14 protein-coding genes are annotated in these 14,884 nt (G+C 24.7%); 2 read left to right on the top strand and 12 right to left on the bottom strand.

Annotated features, from left to right (window positions below):
- Window positions 1-48 precede the first annotated feature (48 nt).
- The gene (locus tag ACFYH6_RS09695; RefSeq protein WP_316342856.1) at window positions 49-414 is read left to right on the top strand and encodes a hypothetical protein; all 366 of its coding nucleotides are present in this window, start codon (window positions 49-51) and stop codon (window positions 412-414) included.
- 82 nt (window positions 415-496) lie between these two features.
- Here the strand turns inward: ACFYH6_RS09695 and ACFYH6_RS09690 are convergent, their stop codons facing one another.
- The 10 genes from ACFYH6_RS09690 to ACFYH6_RS09645 form a co-directional block, all read right to left on the bottom strand.
- Window positions 497-1,489 (bottom strand): tyrosine recombinase XerC, encoded by a 993-nt coding sequence (locus ACFYH6_RS09690; protein ID WP_416178623.1) that lies wholly within the window; start codon window positions 1,487-1,489, stop codon window positions 497-499.
- A gap of 572 nt (window positions 1,490-2,061) precedes the next feature.
- On the bottom strand, window positions 2,062-3,480 hold the full coding sequence (locus tag ACFYH6_RS09685) for a DUF2828 family protein (protein ID WP_416178498.1): 1,419 nt from the start codon (window positions 3,478-3,480) through the stop codon (window positions 2,062-2,064).
- Between the two features lie 165 nt (window positions 3,481-3,645).
- The gene (locus ACFYH6_RS09680) at window positions 3,646-3,825 is read right to left on the bottom strand and encodes a hypothetical protein (protein WP_316344766.1); all 180 of its coding nucleotides are present in this window, start codon (window positions 3,823-3,825) and stop codon (window positions 3,646-3,648) included.
- A gap of 82 nt (window positions 3,826-3,907) precedes the next feature.
- The gene (locus tag ACFYH6_RS09675; protein WP_316344765.1) at window positions 3,908-4,516 is read right to left on the bottom strand and encodes an acetate uptake transporter; all 609 of its coding nucleotides are present in this window, start codon (window positions 4,514-4,516) and stop codon (window positions 3,908-3,910) included.
- A gap of 81 nt (window positions 4,517-4,597) precedes the next feature.
- Window positions 4,598-5,719 (bottom strand): DHHW family protein, encoded by a 1,122-nt coding sequence (locus ACFYH6_RS09670; protein ID WP_316344764.1) that lies wholly within the window; start codon window positions 5,717-5,719, stop codon window positions 4,598-4,600.
- Between the two features lie 16 nt (window positions 5,720-5,735).
- Window positions 5,736-7,106, bottom strand: a complete 1,371-nt coding sequence (locus ACFYH6_RS09665) for an MBOAT family O-acyltransferase (RefSeq protein WP_416178497.1) — start codon at window positions 7,104-7,106, stop codon at window positions 5,736-5,738.
- A gap of 57 nt (window positions 7,107-7,163) precedes the next feature.
- Window positions 7,164-7,637, bottom strand: a complete 474-nt coding sequence (locus ACFYH6_RS09660; RefSeq protein WP_316344762.1) for a DUF4358 domain-containing protein — start codon at window positions 7,635-7,637, stop codon at window positions 7,164-7,166.
- A gap of 81 nt (window positions 7,638-7,718) precedes the next feature.
- Window positions 7,719-9,632: an ABC-F family ATP-binding cassette domain-containing protein gene (locus tag ACFYH6_RS09655; RefSeq protein ID WP_416178496.1), complete on the bottom strand. Its 1,914-nt coding sequence runs from the start codon at window positions 9,630-9,632 to the stop codon at window positions 7,719-7,721.
- Window positions 9,633-9,732: 100 nt separating this feature from the next.
- The gene (locus tag ACFYH6_RS09650) at window positions 9,733-10,221 is read right to left on the bottom strand and encodes a QueT transporter family protein (RefSeq protein WP_316344759.1); all 489 of its coding nucleotides are present in this window, start codon (window positions 10,219-10,221) and stop codon (window positions 9,733-9,735) included.
- A gap of 240 nt (window positions 10,222-10,461) precedes the next feature.
- Window positions 10,462-12,399, bottom strand: coding sequence for a hypothetical protein (locus ACFYH6_RS09645; protein WP_416178495.1), 1,938 nt, complete (start codon window positions 12,397-12,399; stop codon window positions 10,462-10,464).
- Between the two features lie 170 nt (window positions 12,400-12,569).
- Here ACFYH6_RS09645 and ACFYH6_RS09640 point away from each other — a divergent pair, with 170 nt between their 5' ends.
- Window positions 12,570-13,547 (top strand): alpha/beta hydrolase, encoded by a 978-nt coding sequence (locus ACFYH6_RS09640; RefSeq protein WP_316344501.1) that lies wholly within the window; start codon window positions 12,570-12,572, stop codon window positions 13,545-13,547.
- Between the two features lie 22 nt (window positions 13,548-13,569).
- Here the strand turns inward: ACFYH6_RS09640 and pyrE are convergent, their stop codons facing one another.
- Window positions 13,570-14,253 (bottom strand): orotate phosphoribosyltransferase, encoded by a 684-nt coding sequence (pyrE, locus tag ACFYH6_RS09635; RefSeq protein WP_316344500.1) that lies wholly within the window; start codon window positions 14,251-14,253, stop codon window positions 13,570-13,572.
- 177 nt (window positions 14,254-14,430) lie between these two features.
- Entirely contained in the window at window positions 14,431-14,859 is a 429-nt protein-coding gene (locus tag ACFYH6_RS09630; RefSeq protein ID WP_316344498.1) for a hypothetical protein, read from the bottom strand.
- Window positions 14,860-14,884: the final 25 nt, after the last annotated feature.

Here is a 14,884-nt window from a genome sequence, read left to right as displayed (position 1 = left end):
TAATATAATTTACGTTAAAACTTAGATTATATTATAGGTGGTGTTTTCGTGAATATAAATAAATACACTGATGATGATATATGTGATATATATCCAAATAGAATATGCGATAATTGTGGGGATTGTCTAAAAGAAGAAGGAATAGATGTTAGAGCCATAAAGATAGAAGATATAGCAAAAACTATAGAAGAAAATGAATTTTTAGAAGCTGAGTATAAGAGTATGCTAGAAGCTTTAAAAGAAGAAACTAATATGGAAGAAGAAGATTATGAAATTGAAGAAGGAGAGAATTTAGAGTATGTAGATGCTTTTGATCATATTGAATACATAGATGACTTAGATTATTTAGAAGAAGATCTTGATGAAGCTACAGAAGAAATTTTTCCTGGATTTAGAGTATTAAAGAAAAAATAGTTTAAATAAAGGTAGGTATTGAATATAAATTTAATACCTACCTTTAACTTTTATAAACTGAATAGCTTGTCCACTAATTTAATTATACTTTTGATAGTGGGTTAGAGTTAACAGCATCTCTTAGTATGTCCTCATCAACGTGAGTATAAATTTGTGTAGTTGAAATATTTTCATGACCTAATATACTTTGTAAACTTCTAATATCTACATTTCCATGTTTATACATTAGGGTAGCAGCAGTATGTCTTAATTTATGAGGGGTATATTTTCCATCTGTTAATCCAGAATTAGAAATATGCTTTTTAACTAATAGCTCCACAGTTCTTTTGTTTATTGGTTTGTAGCGGGAGGAGAGTAGTAAGTATTCTTTATCTTCAGGAAGACATTTTGAGTCATCTCTAACCTTTAAATAGTTGTCTATAGCTTTTATGCAAGCTTCATTTAAATATACAGTTCTTTCTTTATCACCTTTACCTATAATAGTTAGAGTATCTCCCTTTATTTTATCTATTTTTATTCCACAAAGTTCTGATAAACGCATTCCGCAGTTTAAGAATAATGTTAAAATACAATAATCTCTATGATAATTTTTATTGCTTTTATCTAATGAACTTAATAAATTTAAACTTTCATCTAAGGTTAAATAAATTGGATGTCTTTTATTAAGCTTAGGAGATTCTAAATCTAGGGTAGGGTTATCTTCTATAATTTTTGCCTTACCTTGAAGAAATTTAAAATAAGATTTTAATGCTGCAACTTTTCTTGCTCTGGCATAGCTACCATTATTTCTTTGTTTTTCTGCAAAGTTTAAAAATGCATATATATCTGTTAGTTTAATATTCCTTAAAAATGAGTTATCAATATCCTTAATATCTATTTCATGAAATTCTAGAGAAGGATCAACTACTAAGCCTTTATATATTTTTAGAAATTTAAAAAACATAGATAAATCAATTTCATAACCTTTAATTGTATTTGGAGATTTACCTTTAATTGTTTCTAAGTAATTTAAAAAATCAATCATGGATTGTGGTAAATTTTTAATTTCAAATTTTTCTATACCGTATTTATTCATTAATGAATTGTTATTTAAATTTGAATTTTCGTCAGATTTTAAATTGAGATTTGATGAAGAATTTTTCTTTTTTAATTTTTGGCCTTTTTTAATGCTTCGATTAATTCCTAATTCCTTAAGCCATATTTGAATATTCCTAACACCAGTATCATATATTTCCGCAAGCTGATCAGTAGATAACTTATGTATTTCAACTAATTTATAAAGATCTTCAATTATAAATTCATATCCGCGATCTACACCTAAATTATAATAGTTTGAATAGATTAAATGGATTTTTTTCTTATCTTTATTAGTTAACTCAACATTTAAAAGTCTGTTTACATCGTCACTATATTTAAAATCTTTATATTTATATGTTATTTTTCGTACGTTAGACATTTTTTTCACCTCATTAAATCCTTGTTAAGCCTTGATTTTATTATATCACAGCCATTTTACTTTTTCAATATAACGAAATACACTAAATGTATATTTAGCGAAATAATTTTAATCGATTTTTCTAGAACATATTTACTACATATTAAATATTATGTAAAGTAAATTATATAAGTAATGCAATGTTGCATTACTTATATAATAATATCTTGGAAATTTATTTTTTTATATTTATTTAAAATTATTTCAGAATTAGTTATTGGCTTTGATTCTAATAAATATGGCCAGATGTTTTGGTTATATCCTAAAATTTTAATTATTTCTCCGTGGTTTGTAATAGAAAAATTTCCTTGTAAGTTTTTTAAATTCCATAACTTAATTTTTGGATACTTGAAACCTGCCTTTAGCCATTTTTCTTTATTAATTTCTAATGTTTTAAAATCAATATCTTCATCCTTATTATATATAAATAATATAGCTTTTGGAGCTGATTCTGGATTTATATTCTTCTTTAATAATGTAAATAAAAGCAAATCTAATGCTGAGTTTAAATCTATTTTGAAATTACTGTAATTATTATATATTGATTTTATATTATTAATAGAATTCGATTCTGACAATTTATTAAATTTAGGATTTTTCTTAAAAGATATATAATAGTTTTTAAATGCGTTCAAATTTATTTTTTTGTATAAAACGATTGTAAATAAAAGTAAACTTAAAGTATAAGAATTATCATCATCTTCTAATCCAGTTATTATAATTGAATCTTCTAATATCTTTGCTTCTTTAATAATTATATCAAATAATAATTTTTCGATTTTTTTATTTAGATTTTCTGGATTCATATCAGCATTTAAGTAATTAATTATTTTATTGGGTAAAAACTTTTCGTTATAATGTTTATTTTGCAAATACAAATTATATTTATCATTATCATTTCTAAGAAAGGCTTTTTTATATTTACTTAAAACTATTTTAGAAAGATCTTCATAATTAATTCTTTGATACTGTTTTGATGTTAGATTACTTTCTATAATATTAAGCTTTCTTCTTAAAGTTGATAATAATTTTCTATATTCTTTTGGTGAATAATTTAATAACACTCTAGTTTTATAACCTAAAGCTCTACTTTCCTTTGAAGATGAGTTTTCAGATTTTAGCCATTTACCTAAATTTGAAGGCCTCTTAGAAGATAGGTCTTTTTGAATTTGAGATTTAAATAGATTTATTACTTTTTCTTCTAAAGGTGTATCGAATAAAGCGTATAAATCATCCCATCTTCCGTATTTAGGTATAGATCTTAAATTTTTTTCTATGCTATCTGGATTTTCTTTAGCTAAGTATTTTAGTAAGATTCTAAATATCCTTCTCTCCCCTAGCCCTTTTTTAATACTTCTTATAAAGAATAAAAACTTTATACTTTCATCATTATTAAATAATAATATAAGTTTATATTTATTAATTATTTCTTCTTCAGAAGCTTTTCTTAAATATGATATTTCATTAATAAAACTTTCTATAGCTGTTAGGGAGTTTTCTTCTTCCTGATCATAATCCATTTCAGAAAGCTTATATAATCCTTTTCTAATTTTACTTAAAACTTCAGACATAATCCCCTCCTTATTTATCAAGACACGTGATTATATACTAATTTACAATAAATTTAAGCTGTTAGTGTCTTACTCAAGATACATTTTTTTATGGGCTGTAAGTATCTTTGCAGTATTATTTTATTGTAAAGATTTAAACTTTAGAACTTTTATTATTTTACTTAATTAATTCTTAATATTAGTAATTAAATCCTTTAAAATTAATTCGGATTTGGAGCTACCTTTTTTAAAATATCTTATTTGTTTATAATCAATTCCATTAAAATTAAAGTCTACTACATCTATTTTTTCTCCTTCATATACTACTGGATCCTTTTTTCCTTTTAAATAAACATATAATTTCATTTGTATTTCTCCTTTTATAAATAAAAATAGTGCTATAGTATATTACAACTATAACACTATTTTTATGAATTTTACATATTATTTATTTAAAAATATTGAATGGCTTTCCTACTGGTAAGAAAACTTTACCAAAGTGTTTATTTAATACTGCTGCTCCACAACCATAAAAAGATACTAAAGCAATTCCAAGTTCAGAATATGCAGCAAGATTGTGAGCAAAATGTGGTACAATATTAAATGAATTTAATGTTAATCCTATGAATAAGAAATCTATTAAAACGAATATTGTAAATAAAACTTTATGAGTTTCCATAGCTCCTATAGTCATGAATAATGTAAATATTAAGTATGCTAAGAAAGCAAAACCTAATTGTTTAGTGTCTGATGAAGCTGCAAGCTTTTCACCAAAAACTCCATTTTGTATTAACCAAGTCATTCCCATTGCATACCAGAAAAATGCATATGCACCAAAAGCAGTAGCTCCAAAAGTATTGTTATGCTTAAAATCATTTAAACATGCAACTAATTGAGCTGTAGCTCCTAAGAATATAGCCCAAGGTAATACTAAAGATACTCCACTTGTTAAACCTAATTTTTGGGATGATGCTACTAATGTTATTACAGCTAATCCGAATAACCCTAACGCTGAAGGGTCAGCTACTAGGATTTTTACTTCTTTTGTTCCTTCCATTTTGTCCTCCTAAGTATAAATAATAACCTTTAAAAGGTTATCAAATTATAATAGGCTTGTCAATAAACTTAATATAAAGTTTTAATATTTTATTCTAGAAATATTAACATCATTTACCAAATTCTTAAAACTATACATAATTAGTACTGTATCAAAGTCATTTTCATTAATAAAATCATTAAAGCTTCCTATAAAACTTCTTAAGTCCACTACACATACTTCTTTGTAATTATTAATTAAAAATTGTATAAAAGAATTAGCAAAGGAATCTTTTATAACTAATATTTTAGAATTATCCTTAATGGAGTTATTTTTTATAATAGTTATACCATTATTTCCCCTTAGAAATGCTGAATACTTATCGCTACTACTCCATTTAGAGTTATCATTTAGTTCATCCACTTCTACTCCATCTATATTAACATTAATATTATTAGCATTATTATAATATAGTATATAATCTGCTCTAGCATTAAAATTCTTTGCCTTTGAGAAGTATGTTCCCAAAAAATCATCAACTCTATTTTGATTTAAATTATTAATATCTACTGGCTCTATGTTATTTATATTAGCAAATTCCTTATATGCTAAATATGCTCCAAGAGAAGTCCAATGGTGATCAGTTTTGTAATATATATATCTATCTTTATTACTATTAAGGGTATCAACTACATTTATTGTTTTCACCTTATCTATTTTATTGAATTCACTATAAATACTATTTATATATTGAATTTCATCAACTAAATTAATCCCTGCAGGTAATAATTCTTTATATATACTAAAAGATTCTGGAATAATCATAAGACTATAATTGGAGTTATATGAGGCTATAAAGTTTTTTAAAGAATTAATATTCTTAGCTAAATTACTTTCATCTACTTTTTCAAATTTATCGAATAAAAAGTTATTATCTCCATAAATAACTCCATTATTCTCTTTTTTACCTAAAGAGAATTCTACTAGTGACTTTACATTTATCCATGAATTTCTTAGTAAGAATTGATCATTTATATACCTTTCGTAATTTTTAAAATATCTACCACTTTTGAAATCATCGTAATAGAATTTTGGTTTTTGAGCTAAAGTTCTATTTTCAAATAGAGAAAATTCAATATCTGTATTTGAGATATCTAATATACTAATTAATAAAATCAGCACTATAGAAATAAAACTTATAGGATATTTCTTTATATTCTCCATAATATAGTTACTCCTGTTAAAATCTAAAATATAAAAAGGGATTATAAGTGCTATCTACTAAATAAGCAATTGATAATAGGAAAATAGCAATAATAACTAATGATTTAATAGGCTTATTCATTTTCCTATATAGATTTAATACTAATGGAGTTGAACAAATAAAGCAGAGGATAAATACCAAAATATAATTATTAAAGTAATATAGCCAATCAAGAGTAAAATTAAAGGAAAACATTCTCTTAAGATAATTACTTAATAAATCTATTTTATCTATTGCAAATATAGTCCACCCAATTAATAAGAAAAAGCTAGTGTAAATATTCGAAAAAATAACATTATTATTTAGAAATTTAGATAAAAATCTTTTTTCTATATAGGTAAGTAAAAAGAAATATAATCCCCATAATATAAATGTATATTCTGCCCCATGCCAAAAGCCTGTTAAGAACCATAATAAGAGAAGATTAAAGAATAACCTTTTCTTATTAACTCTATTTCCTCCTAAAGGTATATAAACATATTCCCTAAGCCAAGATCCAAGTGTTATATGCCATCTACGCCAGAATTCACTAATACTTCTTGATATATAAGGAAAATTAAAATTTGTTGGATAATTAAATCCCATAATTTTACCAAGACCAATTGCCATAGAGGAATATCCACTAAAATCAAAATATATTTGAAATGAAAAGGCTAATATTCCTATCCAAGCTAGTGGCATGGATATTTCAGTTATGTCTTTACTATATATTTCAGTCCACAGAACGCCTATATTATTAGCAATTAGAACCTTTTTGCTTAATCCAATTATAAATTCTTCCATCCCAATTTCAAAGTTCTCAAGAGAATGTGTACGTTTCTTTATTTCTTTATTGATATCTGTATATTTTACTATGGGACCAGCAATAAGCTGAGGAAATGAGGAAACAAAGGCACCAAAGTCTATTATATTTCTTTCTGCTTTTACCTTTCCATTAAAGACATCAATGGAATAAGATAATGTTTGAAAAGTGTAAAAGCTTATTCCTAAGGGTAATGCTAGTTTTAAATTACTTAAAGAAGTAGAAAAAATTAAATTTATATTATCTATAAAAAAGTTAAAATACTTAAAGAAAAATAACATTCCCATATTAAATAATATAGATAGCATCAGTAAAAGCCTGCATTTAAACCTGTTATTAAAGTTGTTTTCTATAGCTATAGCTATAAAATAATCAACTAGTATTGAAGCTATCATAAGTGGGAAATATATAGGCTCCCCAAGACTATAAAATATTAAACTAAATATAAGTAAGGTTAAATTCTTATATTTATCTGGGGCAAAAAAATATAAAATTAAAAAAACTGGTAAGAATCTAAATATAAAAATTAAGCTACTAAATACCATAATATCCTTTCTAAAAAAGCTAGATAAGAAACTATTCTTATCTAGCTTAAAAACTAATTATTGAAAGCATTCCTCTACAGCTTCTTTTGCTGCTTGAACATCATAATTAACTAATAATATAACGTAATTTCCTTTTTCCATGAAAATAGCATTTTCTATTTTTTCCTTTTGATCTGGTAAATATGCATTGTTTCTTTCAGTATCTAGCATTTGCTGTAAGGAAGTTTTTACAGATTCAACCTTTCCTTCCTTAGCCTTTACAACAGCTGCTATATCAGCTGAATTGATTATCATTGCTTTTATTATTCCGTAGTCTTCTACGTCATCTAAGTTAAGATTTGCTAAATCCTTAGCCATTTCTTCATCTAATTCCATAGGCATTTGCATTGGTGCTTTATCTTCAACATTTTTAACAACATCCATTGCAGTTAATCCATCTTTTAATTCAGTTCCTTTTGTATTATTGCTAGTGCATCCAATAAGTGCAATACATAATAATGAAAGACCTAATGTTATTAAAAGTTTCTTCATGTTATATCTCCTTCTAGTCATAATTATATTTATTTTACACAAAGATTATACTATATTCACAAGGTTCATAAAAGAAAGATTTTATAAATTTTTCTTATACTCTTTTATTTGTCTATCAATATCTTCTAGGTACTCTAATCTTTCATATTTCATTAAAAGTTCCTCTTCTAACTCTTCTTTTTCTTGCATTAACTCATTTAAAGCACCATAGTTTGTAGCATTTTTATTCATTTTATTTTCTATATCAGTAATATTATGTTCTATTTTTTCTATAACATCATATATTTCTTCAAATTCTTTTTGTTCTTTAAATGTAAATTTAGGTCTATTATCTTTACTTTTATAACTTTTATCTAATTGCTTTTTATCATTTTCATTAGAAGTTGTTAAACTTTCATTAGCCTTTTCATATTCTTTATAAATAAGATAATCACTATAGTTACCTACATATTGTTTTATCAACCCATTACCTTCATAAGAGAAGATTTTATTACAAAGTCTATCTAGGAAATATCTATCATGAGATACTATAATTACTACACCAATAAATTCATCAAGAAAATCTTCTAATATTTTTAGTGTTTCAATATCTAAATCATTTGTAGGCTCATCTAAAATAAGTACATTTGGAGATTCCATTAGAATCCTTAATAGATGCAGTCTTCTTCTTTCACCACCAGATAGCTTTTCTATTGGGGTATATTGTAATGTACCATCAAATAGAAATCTTTCAGCCAATTGTGAGGCTGTTATGGTATATCCATCTTCAGTTGGAATATTCTCTCCACCTTCTTTAATATAATCTATAGCCCTTTGATTTAAGTCCATATGGGTATTATCTTGTGAAAAAGTACCTATACTAACTGTGTCACCAATTTCAATTGTACCAGAGTCGGGCTTTATAGCACCAGTTATCATATTTATTAATGTAGTTTTACCAGCTCCATTTTTACCTATAATACCAATTCTATCATTTTTAGAAAAAATATAGTTTAGATCTTTAATTAAGGACTTTTCACCAAAGGATTTTGATAAATTATCTATTTCTATAATCTTTTTACCTAGCCTTCTACCTATGAAAGGCATTTCTATATCTGTATTAACTGATACAGTTTCAGTATTAACTAATTCATCAAATCTTTGTAGTCTAGCTTTTTGCTTAGTTGTTCTTGCTTTAGCACCTCTTCTAACCCATTTTAATTCCTTTAAAATAAGCTTTTGTCTTTTTTCTTCCTGTGCTGCTTCTACTTGTAGTCTTTCAGCTTTCTTCTCTAAGAAGTCACTATAGTTACCTTCATATTGATAAAGGGAACCTCTATCAAGTTCTATAATCTTATTAGTTACTCTATCTAGGAAATACCTATCATGAGTAATCATAATTAAGGCACCTTTTCTATTATTTAAATACTCTTCTAACCATTCAATGGAATCTGAATCAAGATGGTTAGTAGGTTCATCTAATACTAATAATTCACAGGGAGTTATTAATGAAGAAGCTAAAAATACTCTTTTCTTTTGACCACCAGAAAGCTCAGACATTTTTTGATTAAAATCTGTAATACCTAGCTTTGTTAATATAGTTTTAGCATCACTTTCTAAATCCCAAAGATTCATAGTATCAATTTTACTCTGTAATTGTATTAATCTATCATTTAAAGATGGGTTTAATAAAACTTTATCTAGTAAATCCTCATACTCCATTAAAAGCTTCATTTCAGGAGTATCACCCTTAAATATTTGCTCTAATACTGTTGAGTTATTATCATATGCTGTATCTTGAGCTAAATACTCTATTCTAATATTCTTTCCTTTAGTAATCTTTCCATCAAAGAATTCATCTCTACCTGTTAATATTTTAAGTAATGTAGACTTTCCAGCTCCATTTAATCCAATTAAACCAATTTTATCTCCATCATTTATATTTAAATTAACATCTTTTAATAAAACTTTTTCGCTATAGGTCTTATTTATATTTTCTAATGTAATTAAATTCATATCAGTCTCCTTATTTTTTATCTATTAGTATATATGTATATTTTAATTAAAAAAATAAGCTTAGACAACTATAAAGTATCTAAGCTTAAATATTTTTATTCTATCCTAATGATAATTTACTTCTGTATTTATCTGAAATAAATTTGAATACTGGTACTCCTACTAGAGTTACTACTACAAACTCACCAACTCCAACTTGAATCATAGTTAATAACATAGGTAATTCTATTACTACACTAAGCATCCATCCAATTATTACAGCATTAAATATAGTTGGCCATAAAGAGGCTATAATTAGGCTAATCATATTATATTTCATATATTTAGCTGTTAATGATATAGCACTTACACTTAAGAAGGTTGCTAAAGTACCAAAGATAATATCAGGTAGTCCATATCCACCAAAAATATTTGATAATAAACATCCTAATGTTAAACCTATTATATATGTAGGATTTATAAAAGCTAGAAGCACTAAAATTTCAGATATTCTAAACTGTATTGGCCCATAGCTTATAGGAGCTAGTATTATCGTCAATACTGCATAAATTGCTGCAATTAAAGCAGCTTTTACTAAATTGTTATTCAAATTAAATCCCTCCAATTATTTATAAAAAAATAAGGAGCCGTCCTAAAACAGCCCCAAAATCACGAATTAAGTAAAGCAATAACTAAACAATATTAGGTATAGAAATAAAAATAGAGAGTTTATATATAAACCCTCTACGAATAAATCACACTTAATATAAATTGCAATTAATAACCGTAGTTTTGTTTAGAGACAGGAGGCTTCCGAACTGTCTTATTTAATTTACTATAACAGTATATTTTATTTATTGATTATTGTCAATTCCTTAATATAATTATTAATCTTATCTAGTTCTTTATATTTATTTATCCACCAATCTCTATACCATAACCTATATATATAGATGTTATTATCCTTATAATATTTATATAGTAAAACATCCTTCTTTAATGAAGTGGTGTTTAATAAAAGTATTATTTTATAATCATTTATTTTTAACTCCATATAAGTATCTATAATAACTATATCTATAGACATGTTTTTATTTAATAAAAAGTATTTTATTTCTGATAGTATCTCATTATTTTCCTTATTTAAATAATTATTTTCTTTAGTAAACTCTATTTCTTTTAGGTTATTATCTATATCTATTAATATTATACTTTTAGATAAGTTACTTAAATAATTTAAATCAATTAGTTTGTCTCTTGCCTTTGATATTACTATAACTTTATCAAAGTATATTTTATTACTTTTAAATTCCTCAATTTTCTTATTAGAAAAATTAGATATTACGCAAGGAAAAAATCTAATTAAAGTATCATCACTTATATTATCTATATTATCTTTTAATATAGAAGAAGCATCCTTTAATTTATTATCCCATATTTTATTTATTGCTTTTGAAATTATAGTATTCTTTTTAGAATTTTCTTCATAGATATCATTTATAATACTATCATATTCCTTATATAGATTAATTATATTTATATTTTTAAACTCCTCTTCTTCTATATCTAAATAACACTTCAATAATGGAAGAAGAGATATTAATTCTTTTATATATTTTTTTTCTTCTAAATCATCATAACAATACTTTAAAATATTTTCTTCAATACTTGAAAGATTACTAATAGAGTCTATAGCGTGTCTATTTTCATATGCAACTTCGAGAATTTTCTTATAGAAAATAAGATTTTCATAAACATTTCCATTTTTTATTATACTTACTATTGCTTCATTATACTTATCTTCTTTTAAAATTAATTTCAAAAAGGATAATTTCTCCTTCAATATTTTTATTGACTTATAATTATTTGTATATTCCTCATAAATCTCATTCTTAATTCTAGAAAATATCTTTAAGTTTTCTTTTTCCTTAGCCCTATTAAACCTATGAAAGATATTAAACCATTTTTGATTAATAGGATTATTTAATAACTTATAATTATATTTTAAATTAACTGTATTAGTTAAGGATAATATATAGTCTTCATCAACAATTTTATTAGATATAAATTCATCAATAAAATCCTTGGTATATGTTGATACGCTTAAACTATAATCAATATCTTTATTATCTATTATAGTTTTTAGTGAAGTAATAGAATTATTTATTAAACTATAATCTAAAGGCATTTTAAAATATTGAGATATATCATTATCTATAAATCTTCTATGCTGTATATATTGATTGCTTATATCTGATAATAAGATATTATTACAAATTTCATTTAATTCATTATAACTATAGTTTTGAAAGGGTTTCTTTATTCTAAAGGTTCTATAATATTTGTTATAATTATTATTACTATCTAGCTTTCTTTTAGTTAGAATATATTTATCTATTAAGGGAATGTCGTTATCACAATTATTAAAAAAAATACTTATTTCTTTTAATGAATCATATTTCTTATTAATACTCCTATAAATTAATTCAACCTTACTTATTATAGTTTTACCAGTTTGATCTTGTAAATTTAATAATAAATACTTTATTAAAGCCTTAAGATTAAAGTCATTATTTAAATTTATTAATCTTTTATCAAGATCTTTAAAGCTATCATTAGCAAGAATATATTCCTCATAAGAATCTGTAATAATTAAAACTTGTTTATCTTTAAATAGATAATAAGATACTATTTCTCTTATAACTTCTAATAATTCCTTTTCATTAATTTTATAACATAGTAGGGTTTCATCATTTTTATTTAAAATATCATTAGCTATATAATTCATGCTTAATAAAGCTTCATTACCATCAAGAGTGAAATAATTACTTATAGTGACCTCCCCCTTATTTAAATATTAATACAATATATTCATATTTTTAAAAAATTATAATTAATTTCATTTATATTTTTTATTTATGTCAATAATATAAGTATTAGTTATAGGAAGGTGATTTTTTGAAGAAAGTATTTAGAATAATTACAGCTTTTTTAATTTCAATATTAATTACTACCTTTTGTATAGGAATTTACTTCAAAAATTCACTTATGATAATATATAGCATATATGAGGAATTAAAAAACTCAAATGAGTCAGTTGCGACATTAGGTAACTTAACAGATTACTATACTACAACATCTATGGATGTAAAGAATATAAAATATAAAGAAAGTATATCAAAGAATGTTTTCCTAGATATATATAAATCTGATATAGAGGATAAACCTTCACCTGTGATTTTATACGTTCATGGAGGAAGTTGGGTTTATGGTGATAATGGAATACCTAAAGGCCTAGATCCCTTATTAAATGCTTTTAATAAAAGAGGATATACAATTATAAGTGTTTCTTATGAATTATTAAAGAAAAATGTACCTTTAGAAAATCCTATAGTAGATGTTAAAGATTCAATTAGATGGGTTTATAAAAATAAAGAAAAGTATAACTTTGATACAGATAATATTGGCATTATGGGTATATCATCTGGGGCTCATCTTGCTTTAATGGCATCATATTCAGGAGAAGATAAATTTCAAGGAGATGAGGAGTTACGAAATTACTCTTCAAAAGTAAAATACCTTATAGACATCTTTGGACCAACAGAGTTAAGTACATTAAATATATCTTCAATAGATGAAGAATATAAAGAGGATATTGAAAGTATAGTAGATTCATGGGACACTTTAGGTAAATATACTCCTATTAACTATATAAGTACTCATACACCTAAAACCTTAATTATACATAGTGAAGAAGATGAAATAGTCCCTTATGAAAACGCAAAGATTCTATATAATAAATTGAAAGATAATAATATTAAAACTAAACTACTTACATTAAAATCAGGTTCTCATTACTTTACTGGTTATAATAAATTTGAACTAACAGCTCTATGCTTTGAAGTACTAAAGTTTTTAGATATAAATAATAAATAAGGACGCATTAAGCGTCCCAGTTTTATTTATTATATGTAACTCCATATTTTTCATAATAAGATTCTATAGCAGTTTTCATATTATCATCAATATATATTTTACCATTAAGTTCTCTATTATATAAATAATCTACTATTTCTCTCATAGTAACTATTGAATAGGTAGTAATTCCAAAGTTCTCTTTAATTTCTTCTTGAGCAGACTTTTCTGATTTTCCTTTTTCCATTCTATCTACTGAAATAATTAGACCCTTTATATCTACATTCCCTTGTGACTTTAATATTGGCACAGTTTCATATATTGAGGTTCCTGCAGTCATAACATCTTCAACAATAACTACCCTTTTATTATCCTTAAGAGATCCTCCTAATAAAATTCCACCTTCACCATGATCCTTTATTTCTTTTCTATTAGAACAATATTCAACATTTATATCATATAATTCATTTAAAGAAATAGCTGTTGTTACTGTTAGAGGGATTCCTTTATAAGCAGGACCAAATAAAACATCAATATCAGTTCCAAAATGTTTATTTATTGCTTTAGCATAGAATTCTCCTAATTTCTTTAATTGAGCACCTGTAGTGTAATTTCCTGTGTTTATAAAGAAAGGAGTCTTTCTTCCACTTTTAGTAGTGAAATCTCCAAATCTCAAAACATTACTATTAACCATAAATTCGATAAATTCTTCTTTATATCTATCCACAATTAATCTTCCTTCCGATACAAATATTAAACGTATAAATATAATAAACATACGTCTTTATAATTTTATCATTTTTTCGAAGAAATTGCTAATATTTTCATAGCTATAACTTAATTACATAAAAATTAGGAACTGACTTAAACAGTTCCTAATAGTTATGAATATCTATGAATTTATTTATTCTCTTGATTCTTTATTTAGCTCATAAAGCCTTTTTCTTTCGGGTAAAGTTAATTCTAAATTACCTTCTCTTTTATTAATTAGTTTTTCAAGTTCTTTAAATTTATCTTCACCAAGCTTTAGCTTTATTACATCAGCCTTAATCATTTTTAGCTCACTACACTCTGTAATAGTTAAATTTTCACCCTTATTAACTTTTTCTCTTAAAGAGTTAATTTTTGCTTTTTGAGTTTCATTAAGGTACCCTTCATTTTTAGGAGTCCAAAAGTCATCAAATTTATCTTCTTTACTTAAATTTATCCTATATTCACTAAATACCCTTAACGCATTTCCTTTAGACTTAACATCATCTGCCTTTATATTACTAAAATTAGATGAAAATATGGTAGTAGATATTATAGAAAGTAAAGCCAAATATCTTATCATCTTTTGTCCCTCCTTTTAGATATTC

The organism is Clostridium sp. HCS.1 (genome assembly GCF_047900555.1).
In the GTDB taxonomy this organism is placed as follows: Bacteria; Bacillota; Clostridia; order Clostridiales; family Clostridiaceae; genus Clostridium.
This window is presented reverse-complemented; position numbering and strand designations above follow the sequence as displayed.